Annotated in this window: 22 protein-coding genes; 20 read left to right on the top strand and 2 right to left on the bottom strand. The window is 41.3% G+C overall.

Going from position 1 to position 22,212, the window contains the following annotated elements; genetic code table 11:
* Positions 1 to 3: 3 nt before the first annotated feature.
* The 4 genes from ACGG81_RS11025 to ACGG81_RS11010 are packed head-to-tail and all read left to right on the top strand — an operon-like array spanning position 4 to position 3,098.
* Positions 4 to 1,119, top strand: coding sequence for a BMP family protein (locus tag ACGG81_RS11025; RefSeq protein ID WP_009262499.1), 1,116 nt, complete (start codon positions 4 to 6; stop codon positions 1,117 to 1,119).
* A 4-nt stretch (positions 1,120 to 1,123) separates the two neighbouring features.
* A complete protein-coding gene (locus ACGG81_RS11020; protein WP_009262498.1) occupies positions 1,124 to 1,849 on the top strand; it encodes a Crp/Fnr family transcriptional regulator in 726 nt (241 codons plus the stop codon).
* 4 nt (positions 1,850 to 1,853) lie between these two features.
* A complete protein-coding gene (locus ACGG81_RS11015) occupies positions 1,854 to 2,684 on the top strand; it encodes a purine-nucleoside phosphorylase (RefSeq protein WP_008974790.1) in 831 nt (276 codons plus the stop codon).
* On the top strand, positions 2,685 to 3,098 hold the full coding sequence (locus ACGG81_RS11010) for a cytidine deaminase (protein ID WP_008974791.1): 414 nt from the start codon (positions 2,685 to 2,687) through the stop codon (positions 3,096 to 3,098).
* Between the two features lie 86 nt (positions 3,099 to 3,184).
* Here ACGG81_RS11010 and ACGG81_RS11005 read toward each other — a convergent pair whose 3' ends face one another.
* On the bottom strand, positions 3,185 to 3,736 hold the full coding sequence (locus tag ACGG81_RS11005; protein ID WP_390108344.1) for a GNAT family N-acetyltransferase: 552 nt from the start codon (positions 3,734 to 3,736) through the stop codon (positions 3,185 to 3,187).
* A gap of 294 nt (positions 3,737 to 4,030) precedes the next feature.
* Here ACGG81_RS11005 and ACGG81_RS11000 point away from each other — a divergent pair, with 294 nt between their 5' ends.
* Positions 4,031 to 5,269: a 6-phosphofructokinase gene (locus tag ACGG81_RS11000; protein WP_008974793.1), complete on the top strand. Its 1,239-nt coding sequence runs from the start codon at positions 4,031 to 4,033 to the stop codon at positions 5,267 to 5,269.
* A gap of 231 nt (positions 5,270 to 5,500) precedes the next feature.
* A complete protein-coding gene (locus ACGG81_RS10995) occupies positions 5,501 to 6,616 on the top strand; it encodes a hypothetical protein (protein WP_320852460.1) in 1,116 nt (371 codons plus the stop codon).
* Positions 6,617 to 6,856: 240 nt separating this feature from the next.
* On the opposite strand, the gene ACGG81_RS10990 is transcribed toward ACGG81_RS10995, so the two are convergent.
* Positions 6,857 to 8,077, bottom strand: coding sequence for a 6-phosphofructokinase (locus tag ACGG81_RS10990; RefSeq protein WP_390108341.1), 1,221 nt, complete (start codon positions 8,075 to 8,077; stop codon positions 6,857 to 6,859).
* A 131-nt stretch (positions 8,078 to 8,208) separates the two neighbouring features.
* Between ACGG81_RS10990 and ACGG81_RS10985 the strand changes: the two genes are divergently transcribed.
* The 14 genes from ACGG81_RS10985 (at position 8,209) to ACGG81_RS10920 (ending at position 22,188) form a co-directional block, all read left to right on the top strand.
* Positions 8,209 to 9,225, top strand: coding sequence for a glycosyltransferase family 2 protein (locus ACGG81_RS10985; protein ID WP_009262493.1), 1,017 nt, complete (start codon positions 8,209 to 8,211; stop codon positions 9,223 to 9,225).
* A gap of 166 nt (positions 9,226 to 9,391) precedes the next feature.
* The gene (gene rbr / locus ACGG81_RS10980; RefSeq protein ID WP_009262492.1) at positions 9,392 to 10,015 is read left to right on the top strand and encodes a rubrerythrin; all 624 of its coding nucleotides are present in this window, start codon (positions 9,392 to 9,394) and stop codon (positions 10,013 to 10,015) included.
* Positions 10,016 to 10,084: 69 nt separating this feature from the next.
* Positions 10,085 to 11,809 (top strand): S8 family peptidase, encoded by a 1,725-nt coding sequence (locus ACGG81_RS10975; RefSeq protein ID WP_390108338.1) that lies wholly within the window; start codon positions 10,085 to 10,087, stop codon positions 11,807 to 11,809.
* A 195-nt stretch (positions 11,810 to 12,004) separates the two neighbouring features.
* Positions 12,005 to 12,352, top strand: coding sequence for a TnpV protein (locus ACGG81_RS10970; RefSeq protein WP_390110391.1), 348 nt, complete (start codon positions 12,005 to 12,007; stop codon positions 12,350 to 12,352).
* Between the two features lie 112 nt (positions 12,353 to 12,464).
* Positions 12,465 to 14,303: a phage/plasmid primase, P4 family gene (locus ACGG81_RS10965; protein WP_337434651.1), complete on the top strand. Its 1,839-nt coding sequence runs from the start codon at positions 12,465 to 12,467 to the stop codon at positions 14,301 to 14,303.
* 195 nt (positions 14,304 to 14,498) lie between these two features.
* Positions 14,499 to 15,443, top strand: a complete 945-nt coding sequence (locus ACGG81_RS10960; protein ID WP_337434650.1) for a ParM/StbA family protein — start codon at positions 14,499 to 14,501, stop codon at positions 15,441 to 15,443.
* A complete protein-coding gene (locus tag ACGG81_RS10955) occupies positions 15,440 to 15,892 on the top strand; it encodes a hypothetical protein (RefSeq protein WP_337434649.1) in 453 nt (150 codons plus the stop codon). Before ACGG81_RS10960 ends, ACGG81_RS10955 begins: the two co-directional genes overlap by 4 nt.
* 871 nt (positions 15,893 to 16,763) lie before the next feature.
* Positions 16,764 to 17,144, top strand: a complete 381-nt coding sequence (locus ACGG81_RS10950; RefSeq protein WP_337434648.1) for a plasmid mobilization protein — start codon at positions 16,764 to 16,766, stop codon at positions 17,142 to 17,144.
* Positions 17,093 to 18,334 carry a relaxase/mobilization nuclease domain-containing protein gene (locus tag ACGG81_RS10945; RefSeq protein WP_390108334.1) on the top strand — a complete coding sequence of 414 codons (1,242 nt, stop codon included), beginning with the start codon at positions 17,093 to 17,095 and terminating at the stop codon, positions 18,332 to 18,334. Before ACGG81_RS10950 ends, ACGG81_RS10945 begins: the two co-directional genes overlap by 52 nt.
* Positions 18,267 to 18,977, top strand: coding sequence for a DUF6040 family protein (locus tag ACGG81_RS10940; protein WP_337434646.1), 711 nt, complete (start codon positions 18,267 to 18,269; stop codon positions 18,975 to 18,977). Before ACGG81_RS10945 ends, ACGG81_RS10940 begins: the two co-directional genes overlap by 68 nt.
* A 229-nt stretch (positions 18,978 to 19,206) precedes the next feature.
* Positions 19,207 to 19,908: a lantibiotic protection ABC transporter ATP-binding protein gene (locus ACGG81_RS10935; RefSeq protein WP_270652431.1), complete on the top strand. Its 702-nt coding sequence runs from the start codon at positions 19,207 to 19,209 to the stop codon at positions 19,906 to 19,908.
* A gap of 4 nt (positions 19,909 to 19,912) precedes the next feature.
* Positions 19,913 to 20,641 (top strand): lantibiotic immunity ABC transporter MutE/EpiE family permease subunit, encoded by a 729-nt coding sequence (locus tag ACGG81_RS10930; RefSeq protein WP_390108331.1) that lies wholly within the window; start codon positions 19,913 to 19,915, stop codon positions 20,639 to 20,641.
* A gap of 1 nt (position 20,642) precedes the next feature.
* On the top strand, positions 20,643 to 21,374 hold the full coding sequence (locus tag ACGG81_RS10925; RefSeq protein ID WP_337434644.1) for a lantibiotic immunity ABC transporter MutG family permease subunit: 732 nt from the start codon (positions 20,643 to 20,645) through the stop codon (positions 21,372 to 21,374).
* The gene (locus ACGG81_RS10920) at positions 21,367 to 22,188 is read left to right on the top strand and encodes a NisI/SpaI family lantibiotic immunity lipoprotein (protein WP_390108327.1); all 822 of its coding nucleotides are present in this window, start codon (positions 21,367 to 21,369) and stop codon (positions 22,186 to 22,188) included. The genes ACGG81_RS10925 and ACGG81_RS10920 overlap by 8 nt, the downstream gene beginning before the upstream one ends.
* Positions 22,189 to 22,212: the final 24 nt, after the last annotated feature.

The raw sequence follows: 22,212 nt of genomic DNA, 5'->3' as shown, positions 1-22,212 counted from the left end.
ATTATGAAAAAGAAAATTTTAAGTCTGATCTTAGCAGGAGTCATGGTTATGAGCATGGCTGCATGTGCAGTAAAAAAACCGGGTGCAGAGGATACTGCAAAGGACGGTGACAAGAAAGATTCCAAGGGAGGTTATGAGCTGGCGCTGATCACAGACGTAGGAACAATCGATGATAAATCTTTCAACCAGGGATCATGGGAAGGTCTGGAAAAATATGCGAAAGAGCATGATATCACTTACAAATATTACAAACCGGCAGAAAAATCTGATGAGGCATGTTTAAATGCGATCGATCTTGCTGTTAAAGGTGGAGCAAAAGTGGTTGCAACACCAGGATTCCTCTTTGAGGTGCCTGTATACGAAGCACAGACAAAATACCCGGATGTATCTTTCATCATCATCGATGCACAGCCGGTAAAAGATGGGGAAGCAAAACTCGAAGACAATGTACTTTCTATTTTCTATGCAGAAGAGCAGGCAGGATATCTTGCAGGTTATGCAGCAGTAACAGAAGGTTACAGAAATCTTGGATTTATGGGTGGAATCGCAGTGCCGGCAGTTATCCGTTACGGATATGGATTTGTTCAGGGAGCAGATGCAGCAGCAAAAGATTTAGGTCTTGCAGCAGGTGATGTTTCAGTGAAATACACTTATGTAGGAAACTTTGATGCTTCTCCGGAAAACAATGCAAAAGCAGCAGCATGGTACAATGAAGGAACAGAATGTATCTTCGCATGTGGCGGTGGAGTTGGTAACTCTGTTATGAAAGCAGCAGAGACAGCAGGAAAAGTAGTAATCGGTGTCGATGTAGACCAGTCAGTAGAGTCTGATACAGTAATCACTTCTGCTATGAAGAATCTTGGAGATTCTGTATATGATGCAGTTGCAAGCTACTATGATGGAAACTTTGCAGGCGGAACAATTCTGAACTTAAGTGCAAAAGATGACGGAATTCAGCTTCCAATGGAAACTTCTAAATTTACAAAATTTACACAGGAAAAATACGATGAACTGTATGGAAAATTAAAAGATGGATCTATCAAAGTAGAAAATGATACTGTTGCAGAAGATGCAACAGGTGTTCCGGCAGAGATCGTAAAGGTAGAGCTGATCAAATAAGCATATGGAATGCAAATATTTATATCAGGTGCTTCCGTTTCTGAATGAGATTGACAAAAAGAAACGGGAGCGGTTTGAAGAGTATTTTTACAGTGCACCGGTGTGGCTGATGGATTCTTTTCAGATTGTAGAACTGGATGCCGGCGTGGTCTTTGTCAAAGAGAACACGCCGGTTGATACCATCTATATCATTGGTCGTGGAATGATCAAGGCGACAGATTACCGAATCTATGGGATCACTTATGACTTTATGAGATTTGAGGGAGTCTATGCGATGGGCGGGATGGAGGTTATCATGGATCTAGACCGTTATTGTACAACACTTGAGACGGTTACCCCTTGCACTATCGTAAAAATAGCAAAAGAAAAATATGCCCGCTGGCTGAATTCCGATATCCGTGCTCTGAAGCTGGAAGCGAAGATCATGGGACATTACCTGTTTGAACAGGGCAAGAACAGTCGGGCATTTTTATTTTTACAAGGAGCAGACCGGCTGGCATTCTATCTTGTGGAAACTTATACAAAATATGCAAAAAATGGCATTTTGTATGTGGACAGTACCCGTCAGGAACTTTCGGAATCTTCCGGGCTCTGTGTGAAGACGATCAACAGGGCGGTAAAGAAATTCGAGGAGAATGGATGGATCACGAGAAAAGGAAGTAAGTTCTATATAGACAGTGAACAGTACCAGAAAATGAATGCAGTCGTATCGGAACTGATAGAGAGGTAGAAGTATGAATCAGATTTATGAAAAATTGTTAAATTGCAGCAATGCAGTAAAAAGTAAAGTGAAATTTCAACCGGAGGTGGCTCTGATTCTCGGATCAGGTCTTGGTGATTATGCAAAAGAAATGCAGGTGGAGGAGTCGATTGAGTATTCTGAGATTGAAGGATTCCCAGTTTCCACAGTTGCAGGACATCAGGGAAGATTTCTTTTCGGATATGTAGAAGGGGTCCCGGTAGTGGCAATGCAGGGAAGAGTACATTTCTATGAAGGGTATCCGATGTCAGATGTAGTACTTCCGGTACGTCTGATGGGATTGCTTGGAGCAAAGACCGTTATTTTGACAAACGCAGCAGGTGGTGTGAACTTTAACTTCCAGCCGGGTGACCTGATGATGATCACAGATCAGATTACGACCGCAGTGCCGAGTCCGCTGATCGGTGCAAATCTTGATGAACTGGGACCGAGATTCCCGGATATGAGTGAAGTGTATGATAAGGGACTTCGTGAGATCATTAAACAGGCTGCAAGAAATGTAAAAGTTTCTATTCAGAGTGGTGTGTATATGCAGTTTACTGGACCAAGCTATGAGACTCCGGCAGAGATCAGAATGTGTCGTGCGCTCGGTGCGGATGCAGCCGGAATGAGCACTGCATGTGAGGCTATGGCAGCAAGACATATGGGATTGAAAGTATGTGGAATCTCCTGCATCACAAATATGGCAGCGGGAATGTCCAACCAGCCTTTGAATCACAAAGAAGTGCAAGAGACAGCGGATCGAGTGGCAAAAGAATTTAAGGCGCTTGTGACCGAGACGATTCGTCTGATAGGAGAACAATAGATGGATGAACGAGAACTGATCGAACATGCATACAGAGCGAGAGAGTATGCATATACCCCATACTCAGATTTTCGCGTAGGGGCTGCGCTTCTTACAAAGTCAGGCAAGTTATATTATGGCTGTAACATTGAGAGCGCATCTTACACGCCGACAAACTGCGCGGAACGAACCGCATTTTTCAAAGCGGTCTCAGAAGGTGAGCGGGAATTTGAAGGGATTGCGATTGTCGGAGGCAAAGGAACAGGGCGCAGCGGAAATGTATGTGCACCGTGTGGAGTGTGCAGGCAGGTCATGCAGGAATTTTGTAGACCGGATGAATTTTACATTGTGCTGGAAGATGGGAAAGGCGGATGGAATAAATATTTGCTGAAAGAATTGCTTCCACTTGGATTTGGACCGGAGAATCTCCGATAGAAAACAGAATCAAAGAAAAATAAAACAGAAAGAGGTACAAGAATTTCACGCTTGTATCTCTTTCTGTTTTTGGAAATATTTTTTGATCAGATAAGCTTTTTCATCATCCAAAGCATATCTGTGTAAGAACCGTCGGCATATTTCATGTTATCAGGGAATGTGCCGTAGGTCTGAAAACCTAATTTTTGGTAGAGAGCGATAGCGGAGGTGTTATTTGCGGCTACTTCCAGTTCCGCCTGCTCGTATCCCAGTTCTCTGGCGACAGAAAGTATCGTACTTAACATCATCTGTCCGATCCCGCAGCCCCAATATTTTTGATACAGTGCGATTGCGATCTGACAGCGATGCTGATACCTTTTAAATGGACCAGCGCCGGAAAGAGAGCAGTTTCCGATATGGCAGCCGTCCGCTGTTGCGAGGAGCATCAGTTCCCGGGGATTATCGATCGTATTCTGAATAAAGCATTCTTCCTGCTCTGAGGTGAGATGAAATTCATCGGGCTCCCGGAGCAGAAAAGGAGTTTCAAAACTGGTGATCTTCATATAAGTGATTAGATTATCGGCATCTGAAATCTCGGCATTTCTGAGTGTGATGATCCTTCCGGTCTTATCTTCTTTTTCGATGGGAGTTATTCGCATACAACATTCCTCCTTGTCTGTTATTTGAAAATATTTAAATTATAACCCTAGGGGGATAAATGTGCAATGCAAATTTACAGAAGATTTTTCAGATGAAATCCCAGGAATGGAAATATTGATAAAAATAGAACTGAAAAATCATGAAAAATAGATAAAATAATGATGAAAAATGTCAAAAAGAAATGAAAATTATCAAAAATGAGTAAAAATAAACAAAAGAAACGAAGTTTTGCTTTACAATAAGTGCAAAATATACTAATATAAGGATATTGACAAACGAACTGGAGGGATATGATGAAAGGGAATGTGATCGTAGGACAGTCAGGAGGTCCGACAGCGGCAATTAATTCGAGCCTTGCTGGTGTTTACTGCACTGCAAGAGAGCGTGGGGCAAAGAAAGTGTATGGAATGCTGCATGGCATTCAGGGATTGATGGAAGGCAAGTATGTGGATCTTTCGGATTTTATCAGAAGTGATCTGGATGTAGAACTATTGAGAAGAACACCGGCGGCATTTTTAGGTTCCTGCAGATATAAACTTCCGGAGATTCATGAGAATCAGGAAGTTTATGAGAAGATTTTTGATATTCTTGAGGAATTGGATATTGAATGCTTTATTTATATTGGCGGAAATGATTCGATGGATACGATCAAGAAGCTTTACGATTATTCCATGGTAACGGGGCGTGGACATACGAATTTTCTTGGGGTGCCGAAGACGATCGACAATGATCTGGCACTGACCGACCATACACCGGGATATGGAAGTGCAGCAAAATATATCGGAACATCGGTAAAAGAAATTATCCGTGACGGACATAGCCTGCGCTATGAACACGGACTTGTTACCATCGTAGAGATTATGGGAAGAAATGCAGGTTGGCTGACAGGTGCAGCTGCACTGGCAAAAGGAGAGGACTGTGAAGGGCCGGATTTAATCTATCTGCCGGAACTTGTATTTGATGTGGACAAGTTTGTTGCAAAAGTGAGGAAGCTTTTGGAGAAGAAATATTCAGTTGTTGTGGCAGTTTCCGAGGGAATCAAGACCGCAGATGGAAAATATGTGTGCGAACTCGGTTCTAATGTAGATTTTGTAGATGCATTTGGACATAAGCAGCTGACTGGAACTGCAAACTATCTGGCATCGCTGATCGCAGGAGAGATCGGATGCAAGACAAGAGCCGTAGAACTTAGCACGTTGCAGAGAGCAGCATCGCATTCTGCTTCGAGAGTGGATATCCTTGAAGCGAGTCAGGTAGGTGGTGCGGCAGTGAAAGCCGGAGATGAAGGGGACAGCGGGAAAATGGTTGTCATGCTTCGGTTATCCGATGATCCATATCAATGTACAACCGAGGTAAAAGATGTGCACAAGATTGCGAACGATGAGCGTCTTGTTCCAAGAGAATGGGTAAATAAGGAAGGCACTTATGTGACAGATGAGTTTATCACTTATGTGCGGCCGCTGATTCAGGGAGATGTATCTCCGGTTATGGTAGATGGAATTCCGAGACATCTGTATCGACCGATTGATTAGTGAGAAACAAAGCAATGGAGTCTCTCCCGGCGGGAGACTCCTATAAGGATATTGAAATAAAATCATTCATTTTTCCATCACTTTCGTGATGATCGACCGTTCTGTAAAAAACAGATTTCAAAATACAATTCGACAAATTCTGAAAAATCCAATAAAAATCATAAAGAAAACAAAGGAATATAAATTACATGGGCATAGGAAACATTCTGTGTACTGGAGAGAAAAGGAGGCATGTGTTTGGAGAAGAAGGAATACGATATTATTAAAATGGTACAGCATGGAAAATATTGTGAGCGGATCCAGGATACAATTTTCGGACAGACGTTGATCTATTGGCTGAAATATCACCCGCAGACAGCGAAAGAGGAATTGTGGAATCTTATGCGAAAGATGCTTCTGCAGATCACATGGTTTCATAAATACGGAGAAAAACAAACTTATGGTTACTTAAGTCCATACAGCGTCATTGTAAAGGAGGACGAAGAGATTTATCTTTTGGATCTGGAGGCCGAAGGAAGCAGAGAAACGGTACGTCAGATTCAAAGCCGGACGGTGCGGAAATACTTCTCAAATCCCGAAATTTACAGGCAGAAAGGAATCTGTGAGGCAGTAGATATTTATAGTTTTGGCAGAACACTTCAATATATGTTGTCCCAAAGTGAGCCGGATCCTCCATTGACAAAAAAGGAAGAATACCAGTTGGAAAAGCTGATCCAGAATTGTCTGAAGGCAGATGGAGAGAAGGGATATATTACTTTTTCTATGGTGGAGAAGCATTTCCCGAAATTAAGATCCAGGCGAAAAAGAGAAATAGAAAAGAAAATGCCAGTGGTTGCCCTTGGCTGTGCAGTGATGGTCATCTTTGGAAGCGCGGTTGGAAAAAGGATGACAGATCAGTCAAAAGAGAAGGGAAAAATCATACAGGCAGATGCGGCAAGGGAGCAAGAGGGAGCTACCTTAGAAAATTTCGGATATACAGAGAAACTAGAAGAGGTTGTTTGGAAAATTTCAGAGCGGGAGCAAACAATAGATGGCCAGGTACTTGCGTTAGAAATTTATTTAAAGGAGAGTGGTAGGGGAGCGGAAAAGGAAGAGGCATTTCTCTGTCTGGCACAGCGGTATGAGGAGAATGATCGGATAGATGATGCAGCGGAGATCTGCAGGAGAGGCAGAAAGGTGCTTCCACAGTCAAAGTTGCTTGCGCTTACATATTTGGAGATTTTATGGAATGTGGAGGGATTGGAGCCTGAGATGAAAGCACAGGTGACAAAGGGGATCCTAACGGAATTACCAGAAATTCAGGAACAAGAACAGTTTAAAATATTGAAAAGAGCATACGGATTCTAAATTTTATTTTCAGGACAAAGACATAAAAACTCCCTAAAAAGGGAGGATGCCAGATGGTATAAAACGCATCTGGCATGTATTATGAAAAAGTTTTTCTAAAAGTATGTGAATACTGTTAACGTCTGTTTCAAATGTTGTTTCATTTGATAGTCTTAGTATATGACATAGAAATGAAGAAACCGTGTGAATCAAATGAAAAAAATTTGAAAGAAATATGAACAAAATGTGAATGGCAACAAGTTATCGACGGAAAGCAAATGCCGGGAGTCCGTTTTCAAATGGAACCTCAACGTTTCCCTGAATCAGTGGCAGTGCATAGCGGATAAAATCTTCACTGATGTCAGAACCATCGTTTGTAATCCAGGAAAGAGGAACTCCTTTTTCTTTGTTGCAGATGTTGTTTACATCGGCGGTTGTGTAGGTGAGTTTATAAGGATTGTCATTTGTTCTCTGGAAAGATACCATTTTTCCTGTTTCCCCTAGAAGTGCAGCCTGTACACCATAAGTTCCTGCGCAGACAGCCTCATCTAGGTCGGCAGCAGAGAGACAAGCAGAAGAGCATCTCTGGCTGACATTGAGTTCTACAGAGCGAACTTTAATACCAAGACGTTCTTTTACGAGGTTTTCAAGATATTTTCCAGAACCTGTGAGCATCTTGTGACCGAAGTTGTCCACTCCGACATCGCTTGCATATTCACACACAAATGTACCATTGCCGTCGTTGATTCCTTCGGAGATACATACAACAAGGTTTGGTGTTGTCTCGAGTGCCTTTGATACTTTTTCAATGAAAGCATCCTGGTCAAAAGCGACTTCTGGAAGGTAGATCAAAACCGGGTTATCTTTTTCAAATTTGCGGGCAAGGACACTGGCAGCAGTCAGCCATCCGGCGTGGCGCCCCATGATTTCCACGATTGTGACGGATTTTTTATTGTCGTAGACCGAAGCGTCGATGGCAATTTCACGGACAGTAGAAGCTACATATTTTGCAGCGCTTCCAAAGCCAGGTGTGTGGTCGGTTTCCACAAGGTCATTATCGATCGTTTTTGGAATCCCGATGAAACGGATATCACTCTGGATAGAGGCAGCATAGCGAGAAAGCTTGCTGACAGTGTCCATGGAGTCATTTCCACCAATATAGAAGAAGCAGCCAATGTTTCTGTCAGAAAATTTCTTAAACAATTGAGGATAAACAGCATCTGTAAGATCTTCTGGTAGCTTATAGCGGCAGGAACCCAAGTATGCTCCCGGTGTTGTGCGGATTCGTTCTAATTCCCCGTTTTCTGAAAGTGGACGCATGTCAATCACTTGATCGTTTAAAAATCCTTCAATCCCATTGATCATTCCAAAGACTGTCTCGATGGCATCTGTCTGACGGAGTCCTTCCGTTACAACACCGTAAAGGCTTCCATTGATTACAGCGGTTGGTCCGCCGGACTGTCCTACAATTATATTTTTCATGTAAATTACCTCCAAAAAATGATTATGCTTCTACTATATCGGAAATATCAGGAATTTACAATATAGCTGTTGGAAAATGTCAGGAAATGGATTATACTATGGAAAGATTGAAAATAGATGAGGTGAACGAAATGAAATATTTATCCATTGCGATTCCATGTTACAATTCGGAGGATTATATGGACCGGGCAATACAGTCGCTTCTTCCGGGGGGAGAAGATGTGGAGATTATTATTGTAAATGACGGATCGACAGACCACACGTTAGAGATTGCAAGAAGGTATGAAAAAGAATATCCGACCATTGTAAAAGTGGTGGACAAAGAAAACGGAGGCCACGGGGATGCAGTGAATGAAGGGCTGAACCATGCATCCGGTATGTATTTTAAAGTGGTAGACAGCGACGACTGGGTAGAAGAGACGGCGCTTGAGAAGATTCTGGATGTATTGAAGGGATGGTATCAGCAGGGAAGTCTGACGGACATGCTCATCTCTAATTATGTATATGAAAAGGTTGGAGTGAAGAATAAGAAAGTGATTCATTACCGGAATGTACTTCCGCAGGATCGCATCATGACATGGGGGGATATCGGAAGATTTCGTCTGTCGCAGTATATTTTGATGCATTCTGTGATTTACCGGACAGAATTATTGCGTAATTGTGGATTGAAGCTGCCAAAGCATACATTTTATGTGGATAACATTTATGTGTACTATCCTTTGCCGCATGTTACATCATTATATTATCTTGATGTTGATTTTTACCGGTACTTTATCGGAAGAGAGGATCAGTCAGTCAATGAGAAAAATATGATCAAACGTATTGATCAGCAGCTTTATGTGACAAGGACGATGATCGACATGTATTCTATGCGGAAAATTTCCAGCAGGAAGCTGAGAAATTACATGATCAACTATCTTGCGATTATGATGACAGTATCTTCGATTATTCTGATCCGCTCTAAGACAGAGGAAAATCTGGAGAAGAAAAAGGCGCTCTGGAAGTATCTGAAAGAAGTAGATTATCGGGTATATTGGAAGATTCGGTACAGTATTCTTGGACAGACAATGAATCTTCCGGGAAATTCCGGAAGAAAAGTATCGGTGCTTGCGTATGAGGTGGCGAGAAGGATTATCGGATTTAATTAACGTGTGGTCATTTTTATTTCTTGCTGTGTTGGAAATATATTCGTTGTGCAAAGAGCATCAGAGAAGAAAATGGAAAAGAATGTATAAAAGACGGTGTCTGGTAACATACTTCTGAGTGTAACGATGGGAGAATCGTGAAATTGTGAGAAGAAAGAGGTAGGAAACTATGGCACAGAGTTTGATAAACAGTAGAACAAAGGAAAATTTGATGAAAGCATTTGCGGGAGAGAGTCAAGCCAGAAATCGCTATACCTTTGGAGCAGAGCTTGCGCGCAGGCAGGGACTATATGCAGTCGAAAAGATATTCTTATTTACAGCGGAGCAGGAACGGGCACATGCAGAGCGTTTCTATGAGCTGTTGAAAGAGATGACAGGGGAGACGATAGAAATTCAGGGGACTTATCCGATTGACGACAACGAACAGATTTTTGGGGCTTTGAAGGCGGCTCAACATAATGAATTCGAGGAAGCAGATGATGTGTATCAGGCTTTTGGAGAGACTGCAAAGGAAGAAGGATTTTTAGAGGTTGCTTCTGCGTTCTTTCAGATTGCAGAGGTAGAAAAACTTCACGGGAGAAGATTTGCCAAAGTGGAAAGACTTTTGGAGGATGGTTCTTATTTTCAGGCGGCAAAAGAAGGAAAATGGATGTGTCTGAACTGTGGGCATATCCACTCCGGAAAACAAGTTCCGGAAATCTGTCCGTTGTGCAGGCATGAGAGAGGATATTTTATCCCACTGTCACTTGCACCGTATACAGGAGCGTTGACAGGAAGTGAAATGGAAGAATAAAACAGAAGAATTAAAAAAGCAAAGGTATTTTTGCCATCCTATCTGAATAAAGTGTGATGGGGTGATCATATGGCAGACCAGAAAATTGAAAATTTATTGAATCTGGCATTGAGTGCAAGTGAAGAAGAACGAGAAAAATCTTTGGAGTTGGATGTGGGATACTACCCGGTTGCACGAACGTGGGAAGTGATCATAAAATATTCGGGAACGCTTGGGCGGGTTAGAGAAATTGCAGAGAGTGTTGTAGAATTGAGTAATGAGTTTGCCATTGTGACTGTCCGGGAAGATCGTCTGGAAGCGCTGGCGGGGATTGAAGCGGTAGAGTATATAGAGAAGCCCAAGCGATTGTTTTTTCAAGTGGAAAATGGAAGAAGAGTGTCCTGTATGACTTCGGTGCAAATCCGACCACCAAAACTTTATGGGACCGGTGTGCTTGTGGCAATCATTGATTCAGGGATTGATTATGCAAATCTGGATTTCCGGAATGCAGATGGAACGACGAGAATTTATTCACTTTGGGATCAGACGATTCCCGGAAATCCTCCGGAAGGCTATGTGCAGGGAACAGAATACACGCAGGAGAAGATCAATGAGGCGCTGCAGCAGGAGAACCGGACAGAACGAATGAAAATTGTACCAAGTGAAGATCGATCTGGGCATGGAACTGCTGTGGCGGGAATTGCAGCAGGAAATGGAAGAGGAAGTAAAGGAGCCCGCTATCAGGGAGTTGCATCTGAGAGCGGGATTCTTGTCGTCAAGCTCGGTACACCGCGGGAGGAAGGATTTCCAAGAACGACGGAACTGATGCAGGCAATTGACTATGTGGTAAAGAAGGCTCAGAGAGCAGGAAGACCTGTCGCAATCAATATCAGTTTTGGAAATACATATGGTTCACACACCGGCACAAGTTTGTTGGAGCGGTTTATTGCGGATATTGCAAACTTGTGGAAGAGCGTGATCTGTATCGGTATGGGAAATGAAGGGGCAAGTGCGGGGCATACTGCAGGAAACCTTGAAGAGAATACGGAAGAGCGGATTCCACTTGCGGTACAGATGAAGGAGACGGCAATCAATGTGCAGATTTGGAAAAGTTACCATGACATTGTGGATATCTCTCTGATTTCTCCGGCAGGTGTGCAGATTGGACCGATACCAGAGGTAATCGGTACACAACGTTTTGTGGTCGGAGATACGGAAATCCTGCTGTATTATGGCGAGCCAAGTCCGTTTCATGTCTCACAGGAGATTTTTATCGAGTTTCTTCCAAAAGATTCGTATATTACGCCGGGCATATGGCAGTTTGTTCTGACTCCAAGAAAAATTGTGACAGGGGAATATGACTTATGGCTTCCGAGTGAGAATGTCTTGAACAGGGGAACTGCATTCCGCTACCCGACCGAGAGGGGGACGTTGACGATTCCGTCGACTTCACAGAGAGTGATCAGTGTGGGAGCATACGATTCATTGACGTTTGCCTATGCAGATTTTTCGGGAAGGGGAGGACTTGAAGGAGAAAGTAAACCGGATCTTGTGGCGCCAGGAGTAGATATTACAGCGCCGACACCGTCCGGAATTTATCAGACATTCACCGGAACATCGTTTGCTACACCATTTGTTTCCGGAGCGGCGGCACTTATGATGGAGTGGGGAATCGTGAGAGGGAATGATCCGTATTTATATGGAGAAAAAGTAAAGGCTTATCTCAGGAGAGGCGCAAGACCATTGCCAGGATTTACAGAATATCCAAATCCGCAGGTGGGATATGGGGAGGACGTTATAATAAGGTTACATTGAAGAAAGTCAGTAAAATCAAGTGTTTCCGTTCATTTTCCCAACACAGAAACGAAGCACTTTCACCATGATTTTGAAGAAAATCTGCCCGGGTTGGATTCAAAATAATATGGAAAGAAAGATTTGTAGCAATGACGTAACATGAACATCTGGTTCTGTTACAGATAAAAGTTTAAACGAAAGAGAGGTCATATGAATATGAAACTGACTTATACAAATGTAAATGGATACCTGATTCCGAACCTCACCTATAAATCCGGTGAGCAGATGGAGCATCTTGGCAAGTATGGTTTTCTTCGCAGAGATTATCTGAAAAACCATCGAAATTCAACCTATCAGGTGATGCTTTTACAGGATATACTTGGAGAGTATCTTCTGGAAGTGGACAAGGCAGCCAGAGAAAGAGAAAAGGTAATTCTGAAGCAGCTGGAAGAAAAAGAACCACTGCCGGATAAAGAAGCAGATCAGATGGCATGGGTGAGAGCTGCTAATCAACACAAAGCGATTGCGGAAGAGATTATCCTGAAAGAATTGATTTATGTATAAGGATTGCCAGTAATCAATCTGGCAGGTAACTGATAAAAATAGAATATTGTGAGTGAAGTAAGGCGTGAGTCATAGAAATGTGGCTTGCGTCTTTTTCTTTGCCTGAAAGGAAGTGATAAGTTTGAACAAGAAGTTTTTGAAGCATTATATGGAAACCAATCCAGAAGGGACAGCACAGACCTATATCTTTCTGGTGGACAATCAGGATATCGCACTGAATATTGTGATGTCAGGTTATCAGGCACTTTGTCTAGTGCAGGAAGATGACGGATATTATTTCAGTGCAGATTCTTTTATAGAGGAAATGAGATCTATTCAGTTTACTGGAAGCTGTCAGAGCGCCTATCATTATGTGGCTGCCTGTACAGTGAAGTGGATGAATGATAAGTTACAGACATTTTTCAAAGACGCTGGTCTCGACGGAAAAGCAGGCTGGCAGTTGTTCAAAGAGAAAGAGTATCTTGGCAAACTGGATAATCAGAAAGAAGTTGAGAAATTACTGGAACAGTATATTCTGCGTTTTGAACGAGATCCGAGAGAAGAACCGGAACTGAGTCGTTTTCACTTATTTGATGCAAAAGGAAATGTGAAAGGCGTCCGGGATATGGAGATTGTAGATTATCTGGTGGAGAATGTTCAGTTTTTTGTGGTAGGAATCACACCGTATTATTATGAGCATGGCGTTTTCATGGAAGACCATGATGGGGTAAGAATGAAATATCGTATTCAGAAGCTGATTTATCGAGATCAGGTACAGAGTGGAGTGATCAAAAGAATCTATAATCTGCTGATCACACAGCCAAAAGTTCACCGAGAGGCATATGAACTAAATAAACAGCCTGTGCGGTGGATCAACTTCAAAAATGGATATTATGATCCGGTTACGGGTGAAATGCTGGAACACAATCCGGATTATCTGACAATCAATCAGATTCCATTTCCCTATTATCCAGAGGATTGTGAGCAGGTGTTACAAGGTGGAGAAAATATCAAAAAGTATCTGGCATCGTCTCTTCCTAACAAAGAAGAACAGCAGACATTCTGGGAGTATTTTGGATACTGCATGACACAGGATACGCAGTTTCAGAAATTCCTTACATTGAAAGGAAATGGTGGAACCGGAAAGTCTGTGGCAGTATCACTGATCCAGCATGTAGTTGGAATCACCAATATGTCCAGCATTTCTCTACAGGATCTGAACAAACGATTCTATGCGACTGGAATGTACGGAAAATTGTTAAATGCCTGTGCGGATATTCCATGCAAGGCAATGGAGAATACAGATGTATTAAAGAAAGCGGTCGGTGAGGACACACTGATCTATGAGAAAAAGGGACAGGATGCAATCCATTTTCACTCTTATGCGAAGTTACTTTTTTCTACCAATGAAATGCCACAGAATCTTGAGGATAAGTCAGACGCTTTTTATCGCAGACTACTGATTCTCGATATGAACAGGGTAGTAAAAAGTGGTGAAAAAGATCTGCACTTAAAGGAAAAGGTACAGGCAGAATCCGATTATGCAATTCATATGGCGATGATTGCATTGAAAAATCTGTACGAACAGGGAAAGTTCACGGAGAGCGAACACAGCAAAGAATGTGTAAGAGAGGTACAGCGGTCATCTGACAGTATCTGTGCTTTTATTGATGAGTCATTGGTGCGTGCCAAAAGAAAACGTCTGAAACGAAGTGAAGTGTTCCATATGTATGAGGAATACTGCAAAGAGAATGGCAGACAGGGGCATGGTAAATCCAACTTTTTCAGGAATATGACAGATAAAGGTTTCCTTCTGAAGCAGTACAATGGTGAGTTTTATTATCAGGATATTGCAGTTAAGGAAGAAGATTTTTGTCCTGTAGATCCAGAAGAAAGAATACCTTTTGAAGAAACAGATATAGATTATAAACAGTTACAATTAAATATGAATCAGGGAATTAAGGGCATTTAGGGCAAAATAAGCAAAAAGAAATGTTACCGGAGCAGGAGAAATAACAAAGATAGCTGCCAGAGTACATAATATTTTGCTTTTTTTACACTGACTGCCCTTTTTCATGTATCAACGTTTTAGCTGATACAAATATAGATTTTTCCCGAATTTGGGAGAAAGTCAAAAATAAAAATTAAGAAAGTGTGAGGTATGATTATGAGAATGATGAAAAATAACAATAATGAAATAATTGTGGTGATTGGGCTTGATCATGGGTATGGAAACATGAAAACAGCCACCAGATGCTTTCCATCCGGTGTAGCCAGATATGACAAGGAGCCAATCTTCCAGAATAATCTTCTTGTTTACAATGGTATGTATTACCAGATCGGAGAGGAACACAAGGAGTTCTGTGCAGAGAAAACGCAGGACGAGGACTATTATGTGCTGACACTGGCGGCTATAGCAAAGGAACTTGATGGGAAAGAAATGAATCAAGCAAAGGTACACATTGCAGCCGGACTTCCGCTTACCTGGGTAGCTACACAGAAAGAAGATTTCCAGAAATATCTCCTCCAGAATGAAAGCGTGGATTTTATATTCCGCAATAAAGAGTATCATGTAGAGTTTGCAGGTGCTGATATTTACCCACAGGGATTTGCAGCAGCCTTTTACCGCTTACAGGATTTCAAAGGAATCAACATGCTTGTGGATATTGGAAACGGAACTATGAACATCATGTATATCAACAATTCCCGTCCATTAGAGAAGAAATGCTTTACAGAGAAATATGGAACGCATCAGTGTGTGCTTACTGTAAGGGAATCCTTGTTGAAAGAACTGGGAACAGTGGTGGACGATCTGGTGATTGAGCAGGTGATCCGTACCGGGACAGCAGATATTGGTGAGAAATATCTGACAGTCATTCGTAAAGCTGCCGGAGATTATACAAAAGAAATCTTCCATAAGCTGAGAAAACGGGAATATAATCCAGAACTGATGCGTCTGTATGTGGTCGGCGGTGGAGGTTGTATGATCCAGAATTTTGGAGAATATGACAAGGGCCGGGTAACGATTGTACGGGACATCTGTGCCACAGCGAAAGGCTATGAAGCAATGACCGTAAGGAAGATCCAGAGAAACGGAGGGATGCTTGTATGAGAAAAGAACGGAAAATCATCAATACAAATATCCGTTTGAACCTTTGTGATGAACAGGACAGGCAGGCATGGGAATATTTGCAGACGATGGACAGGAAAAAATATAAATCGTACACCAGAGCAGTTGTAGTTGCTTTAAACGATTATTTTTCCAGAGAGTACAGGAATGAAGCAGATCCGTATCTGGAAACCAGAGAAAAGGAAGATGCATTTCTGGAAAGAGTGGAAACAGCTGTCCGGGATGGAGTGAAAGAATCCGTCCCGATGGCTATAGCGAAGAATCTGATGGAAATGCTTGTACCGTTTGTAAAAGAATCGGTAGGAGAAATTAATCTGCCGGACAGAACACTAACAATGGAGAAAACGGATGGAGAGATCGCAGAAGATAATCTGGACTGGGAGAAAGAAGCTGATATGGATGCAGCACTGGATTTTGCAGACAGTTTTTAGATGGTTATGAAATAGCAGTAACAGGAAAACAGACTGACAGTAAGGAATAGCTTTACAAAAACAGCATAGCAGAAAAAGACAATGGCAGTGGTGACATTTCAGACATTATGAATTGGAGAAATGTTTATGACTGCTATTTTTATGTCTTTTAGCAGAAATGGAAAGAGATCCAGAAAAAGAAAGACAGAAATAACAGGATAATATAACAGAAAAGCGTTGGCAGATGGGTGGATTGAACAAGCAAGGCGAAGAAAAGAATAGAGTGCCGGATACGGCACATGATTGTCCGATTCTTTGCATCGGAGTGATGCATGAACAGCCTGTTTCAGAAAGAGAAAATCTATCGAAATGGGAGCTTTTCTCTTTCTTCCACAGTCTGTCCCTGCACCACAAAACCACCGTCATCTCCATTTTGATCTGATAACGTAGGGTGGAAAATATGGCTTGGTGGGTGTCGGTTCAGTGGTGGGGAGATGACAGGCAAGTTTCGCAAAGTGGCAAGCCACTATGCACCGGAGCCAGCCTTTGGGCTGTCCCTAAACTTGCCAGAGGGCTCCGCCCCTTGGAACCCCGGCACGTCAATAGCATAAGTATCCCTGCGAAATGTCCACCGGACATTCCTACGGAACACTTACTGATTGACTAGGGTTTGCCTCCGTTACCACTCCGGTCGGTGCAAAACTGACGTCCACTGGACGTCATGCACCCCTGCACTCACCAAAGGTGCGTTATCTTCGCTCCGCTTCGGTCCGTGCTAAACGGACATCCACTGGATGTTCAGCACACTTATGGAATCCCTGTTAATTTTAGTCGAAACGCTGTGCCTATTGATGAAGAATAAAAATCAAGCAGAGAAAGGAAATAAAAGCCTATGAGAAAACGAAATCATACAGTAACCATACGAATGAATAAAGAGGAATATGATCTGTTTCAAAGCAAAGTGAAAGAATCAGGAAGAACACAGCAGGAAGTTGTAATAAAAGCAATTGCAGAATTAAAGATAGCTTCTACAGAGGAAGTGGAAGAACTAAAAAGATTGAACCAGATGTTTGCAGATATTCTCAGTCAGCTACGGGGAGCTACTACAAATATCAATCAGATTGCAAGAAAGCTGCATATAGATGGAGAAGTTCCAAATGACAGTACGCTGTATTTCCTCAATAAAAATATTCTTAAGTACCGGAAGGAGAGTGAAAAGATATGGCTATTAATAAGACGATTAATAAGCGGACAAATACACATGGAGCAATGAGAAACTGCATCGAATATGTTTTGCGACAGGACAAGACAAGTGAACTGCTTACTTATGTAACAGGTCCGTACTGCCATGATGAGATTAATTATGATCTGGTGTACAGAACATTTTTAGAGGAAAAGAAGGTGTGGGATAAAGATTCTGGGAGAATGTACGCTCACAACATTATTTCCTGGCATAAGGACGAGCAGATCACTCCAGAGCAGGCATTAGAATTTGGAAAAGAGTTTGCAGAAAATTGGTTCAGTGGATTCCAGACCTTAGTGGCTGTGCATAAGGATAAAGATCATATCCACTGTCATCTGGTTACAAATTCTGTGAGTTATGAAGATGGAAGAAAACTGCATAACACCAAAAAGGATCTGGAACGTATGAAACAGCTTACCAATCAGATGTGCCGAGAACGTGGACTGACAGTAGCCGAAAAAGGAAAGCACTTTGATGGAAGTCAGATTGAAAAAGGGGAAGTCATTGCATGGAGCAAAGATAAATATAATCTGTTCTGTCAGCAGGTGAAAGACAGTTTTGTAGCGGATTGTGCAATGGCAGTGTTAAAAGCACTGGAAAATTGTATCAGTAAAGAAATGTTTATAGAAAAAATGAAACAGTTTGGATGGAACGTAAACTGGACAGAGAAACGGAAGCACATCACTTTTCAGAACCAGGATGGAAAGAAAGTGCGTGACAGCAATCTGTCTAAAACATTTCATCTGGATATCAGTAGGGAGGGATTGGAGAATGAATTTAATGGAAATTACGAAAGGGTACGAGCCGAAGCAGAACGAACAAACGGAGCAGATGAAGAGCTTGCCGGATATTACCGACAAGTGGAAGCAGCTTGCGAAGGAGCAGGCGGCGTCACTGGAGCTAGTGACGGAAGAGAGAGACGAGTTACAGGTGAGAAATCAGAAGATGAACGAGTTTATTCAGAAATTTCAGGAAAGGACACACAAGCTGAAAATGGAAAAACAGAAGCTATTCTTCGAGAATCACGAAATGCAAGACGAAATTCGGAAATTAAACGACGAAATTCATCGTTTGACAACCGAACTGTCCGAAACGCAGAAGTTGAATCAATCGCTTCAGAAGAACAACGACGATTTGAGGAACAGAAACGGCTTGAAGAGCAGGAGCGAGCAAGAGCAGCTCGAAGAAGAAATAAAAGACGTTCGGGACCAGAACTCTAAATTGCAGATACAGGTTAATAAATCATCTGTTGAAGCAGTAGATGAAGCACAGAAGAAACAAAAAGAAGCAGAGAAAAAGATGGAGCAGGCAGAATCCAAAGCCCGTAACGAAAAGAAACGTGCTGAGCTGGAAATTCGTAAAGCGAAAAAAGAAGTAAAGGACAGAACGGAAAACATGAAGGCTATGGAGTATTTCTGGGGAATGGGATACATTACGGTAGTTCTGTTTGCAATTCTACAGAATGGTGCTTTTCAACATGATTTCATAGATTTTTTCATGACTCCATTCATGTGGTATGTTCGATTTTGTAAATGGCTGGTATATCCAACTTATGATAATGGATTTAACCAGAAAATAGCATATGCAGGTGGAGAAGTATGGGTTATCAGGATTCTGGCAATCGTAGCTGTGCTTTTCATAGTGGGAATCTTAATGGTGATAATTATGGAAACAATAAAACAATACAAAAAAATGTGGAACGAAATTTCACAAATGTTTTTGATTGGAAGCCTTTCAGGGATAGCAGTGCTTGGAGATGTAATCAGAGGGTATCTACCTGTGAATTTGATCCTGTTATTTGTGTTTGTCAATATGGGAATCGTGTTGCTCAGAGTGTGCCGGGCGTCCCTGACATGCAATTGAATCCATGCTACTAAATAGACAAGGAAGCAAGTTTATAATATATCTTCCAAATCGGGATTAGGAAAAAGCACAGTTTTGTGATTTTTTCTTCTTGGATATGTTTATACAGTACATATCATTAGCCAAAGTATTTCCTATTATGTATTTAAGAAATTCTATTTTCTTTATGAAATCTTCAAAATTTGCAGTTATCCTTTTAGCATAATCAAAAGAAAGGATAGTGTAAAATATGAGTATAATCTTGAAAACAACAAATCTCTGTAAATCATTCAGCAGGCAGACAGTTGTAAATAACATATCGCTGAATATTGAAAAAAATTCCGTCTATGGATTGTTGGGACCAAACGGAGCCGGAAAGTCCACAACACTTAAAATGATAACAGGCATTTTGAAACCGACATCTGGAAGCATTGAGTTTGACGGACACGCTTGGTGCCGAAAAGATTTGAATGACATAGGAACCTTAATCGAAACCCCGCCTCTTTATGAGAACCTGACTGCATTTGAAAATTTAAAAGTGAGGACGGAGCTTCTCGGCTTACCGGATAAACGCTGCCATGAAGCGCTTGATATTGTCGGCCTTACGAATACCGGAAAGAAACGGGCAGGACAATTTTCTCTTGGCATGAAACAGCGGTTGGGAATTGCGATTGCAATTTTAAACAATCCCCGCCTGCTGATTTTAGACGAACCTACAAACGGCCTCGATCCTGTTGGTATAGAAGAACTCCGTGAATTGATTCGTTCCTTCCCCTCTAAAGGAATTACGGTAATTCTTTCCAGCCACATTCTTACAGAGGTACAGCAGATTGCTGACCATATCGGCATTATCTCGGAGGGTGTCTTGGGGTATGAAGGTGTTTTACATGCTGAAGAAAATCTCGAAAAATTATTCATGGATATTGTGAAAAAAAACAGAAAGGAAATGTAAGAGTATGAAATACCTTAAATCAGAACATTTAAAATTCAGAAGAACCTTTTTCAATAAATTATTGATAATTGCCCCATTGATTACAGCAGTTTTTGCTTGGCTGATGGCTGGATTTACTGGATTCCAGTATATGTCCTTGTATTGGTGGTATTCCTTTTTACTTCCGGGAACAATTACAGTTCTTTGCTATTTGTCCAATCAAAAAGAAATACGTGCAGATAAATACTATTCTGTATATTCTATGTCTATCAATCTGAAAAAATTTTGGATTAGTAAAAATCTGATTCTGATTGAAAAAATGATATTTGCGGCTTTTATATTGGCATTGTTGGTATGTGTTAGCAATATTATCTCCCCGTCAACCGTTATTTTCACACCGGGACAATCCTTTATAGGCAGTGTTGCTATTATGATAGCTTCTATATGGCAGATTCCGCTTTGCTTATTCTTGATTTTTAAAATAGGATTGTTTATGCCGCTTGTAGTAAACACTGCCTTTGGAATTTTTCTTCCCGGCTTTTTTGGAACTATCTCCTTATGGTGGCTGTGTCCATATTGTTGGGCTCCAAAGCTGGCGGAATCACTAATGGGAATTGGTATCAATGGAACATTGAATGACACTCCTAACGTTTCCATATTACCTGTTGTATTATCTTTAATTTTATCATTCATACTTTTTTTCGTACTTACTTATCTGGGTGCAGGTAATTTTAGCAGACAGGAGGCGAAATAGAATGACACTATATAGGGCAATTCGTTCAGAATTGGTAAAATTGCGCCACACACCACTATTACCAATTCATATATTCGTACCGATAGCCGGTGCAATCCTTTTTACAAGCTATTTTGGCTTATACAGTTTCCGGCCAGACTACAATAAATATAAGCTGATTTTTGAGATTACAGCTACGTTTTTTCCAATTCTTATCAGCATAATTACCGGGTTAAATACGTTTATGGAAGATCACGCCGCACATTCACAGCCGATTCTATCCGTTCCAAACAGGATAACCATTTTCTGCGGAAAGTTTCTTGTCCTTTTTGGTGGAGGCATTCTTTCACTGATTAGTTTGGTGCTATTATTTTCTATACTGGTAGCAATACAAGGACTTATTCCACATACACCCTATGTCGTGCTGTTAGAAACAATAATAGTCCTTGCCTTTGGAAATATTATACTTTACATTTTCCATTTATTTATTGGCTTTAAGTTTGGACTTGGGCCGTCATTATTTTTAGGTGTATTTGAAAGCCTACAGGTAATTATGTACAGTAATATTGTCTTAGCGGGAGTTTGGAAGTATATCCCTTTCGCTTGGGCGATTGATTTAAGCCATTATGTGTTAGACGATAAACTATCTCTACACAAAAATGAGGTTTTTATAATGGGACTTATTACAATAATTGCTTTTATTGCAGTGACTTTTTGGATTTCACAATGGGAAGGAAGGAAAAACGATGATTAAGAAAATGATTTTACTGGTTGTTGCTATTCTGCTGATGGGAGCAAGTATGACTGGCTGTTCTGTTTTGGAAAAGGGAATTGATGAATATTCCAAAGACAAAGAAGAATGTGTGCTGAATACGGATAATGTGACACAGTTTACCTACAAGGGAGACAGCTTCACCATTCTTGATGATACGCTGTCAAATTCAGAACTTGGAGAATGGGTTGGCTATATCAGAAAACTTGCGGTCATAGATTCAAACGGGAAAATCCTGCTTCAACAGGATACAGAAAAGGCCACTTTTAAAACTTTAGCTGATATTGCTGATTCAGAACCAGACGCCGCCTATATCATTCCATTTTTAAATGTTTATACGGTCAAAGATGGAAATACGCAGGAGCTTATTGTTGACGCAAACGGAGGCTGCCACAAAGCTATTCTTAATAGCTCTGTTACAGACAAAGATACTATTTTTCGATACAACCAGAAAGTAGAGGCAGCAGCAGAAGGAGATTTTACAATAAATACGCAAAATTGTACACAGTTGCTATGCGGGGATAAAGTTTATCAGATAACAGATGAAACCGTTCCCGATGAAAATATTGGAGAATATATTGATATAATTGCTGAATCCTATACATTTGATAGTGAAACAAAATTACAAATTCCCAAAGAGGAACTATATCATATTGATTGGAGCGGAAAAGAGAAGAGCTCACAAAAACGTGAGCAGTGGACAATAGGCGGTATATATGAAATCTTGGACAAAGATAGAACTGATTCCGTGGCAGTAGAAGTAAATTCTGAATACCGGGTGGCAAAATGTCAGTAAGATTTGCAAAATAATATGATGGTG

The sequence above is a fragment of the Faecalimonas umbilicata genome (assembly GCF_042846195.1).
Classification (GTDB): Bacteria; Bacillota; Clostridia; order Lachnospirales; family Lachnospiraceae; genus Faecalimonas; species Faecalimonas umbilicata.
The sequence above is the reverse complement of the archived record's forward strand: the minus strand, read 5'-3'. Positions and strand labels throughout refer to the sequence as shown.

Excerpts from the sequence above, each read along its gene's own strand:
- ACGG81_RS10990 (WP_390108341.1), bottom strand. The coding sequence starts at position 8,077 with ATGAAAAATATAATTGTAGGACAGTCCGGCGGACCAACCGCTGTAATC.
- ACGG81_RS11005 (WP_390108344.1), bottom strand. The coding sequence starts at position 3,736 with ATGCGAATAACTCCCATCGAAAAAGAAGATAAGACCGGAAGGATCATC.
- rbr (WP_009262492.1), top strand. The coding sequence starts at position 9,392 with ATGGCACAGAGTTTGATAAACAGTAGAACAAAGGAAAATTTGATGAAA.
- ACGG81_RS10970 (WP_390110391.1), top strand. The coding sequence starts at position 12,005 with ATGAAACTGACTTATACAAATGTAAATGGATACCTGATTCCGAACCTC.
- ACGG81_RS10945 (WP_390108334.1), top strand. The coding sequence starts at position 17,093 with ATGGCTATTAATAAGACGATTAATAAGCGGACAAATACACATGGAGCA.
- ACGG81_RS10985 (WP_009262493.1), top strand. The coding sequence starts at position 8,209 with ATGAAATATTTATCCATTGCGATTCCATGTTACAATTCGGAGGATTAT.
- ACGG81_RS11000 (WP_008974793.1), top strand. The coding sequence starts at position 4,031 with ATGAAAGGGAATGTGATCGTAGGACAGTCAGGAGGTCCGACAGCGGCA.
- ACGG81_RS11025 (WP_009262499.1), top strand. The coding sequence starts at position 4 with ATGAAAAAGAAAATTTTAAGTCTGATCTTAGCAGGAGTCATGGTTATG.
- ACGG81_RS10960 (WP_337434650.1), top strand. The coding sequence starts at position 14,499 with ATGAGAATGATGAAAAATAACAATAATGAAATAATTGTGGTGATTGGG.
- ACGG81_RS10975 (WP_390108338.1), top strand. The coding sequence starts at position 10,085 with ATGGCAGACCAGAAAATTGAAAATTTATTGAATCTGGCATTGAGTGCA.
- ACGG81_RS10955 (WP_337434649.1), top strand. The coding sequence starts at position 15,440 with ATGAGAAAAGAACGGAAAATCATCAATACAAATATCCGTTTGAACCTT.
- ACGG81_RS10935 (WP_270652431.1), top strand. The coding sequence starts at position 19,207 with ATGAGTATAATCTTGAAAACAACAAATCTCTGTAAATCATTCAGCAGG.
- ACGG81_RS11020 (WP_009262498.1), top strand. The coding sequence starts at position 1,124 with ATGGAATGCAAATATTTATATCAGGTGCTTCCGTTTCTGAATGAGATT.
- ACGG81_RS10950 (WP_337434648.1), top strand. The coding sequence starts at position 16,764 with ATGAGAAAACGAAATCATACAGTAACCATACGAATGAATAAAGAGGAA.
- ACGG81_RS11015 (WP_008974790.1), top strand. The coding sequence starts at position 1,854 with ATGAATCAGATTTATGAAAAATTGTTAAATTGCAGCAATGCAGTAAAA.
- ACGG81_RS10925 (WP_337434644.1), top strand. The coding sequence starts at position 20,643 with ATGACACTATATAGGGCAATTCGTTCAGAATTGGTAAAATTGCGCCAC.
- ACGG81_RS11010 (WP_008974791.1), top strand. The coding sequence starts at position 2,685 with ATGGATGAACGAGAACTGATCGAACATGCATACAGAGCGAGAGAGTAT.
- ACGG81_RS10995 (WP_320852460.1), top strand. The coding sequence starts at position 5,501 with ATGTGTTTGGAGAAGAAGGAATACGATATTATTAAAATGGTACAGCAT.
- ACGG81_RS10920 (WP_390108327.1), top strand. The coding sequence starts at position 21,367 with ATGATTAAGAAAATGATTTTACTGGTTGTTGCTATTCTGCTGATGGGA.
- ACGG81_RS10930 (WP_390108331.1), top strand. The coding sequence starts at position 19,913 with ATGAAATACCTTAAATCAGAACATTTAAAATTCAGAAGAACCTTTTTC.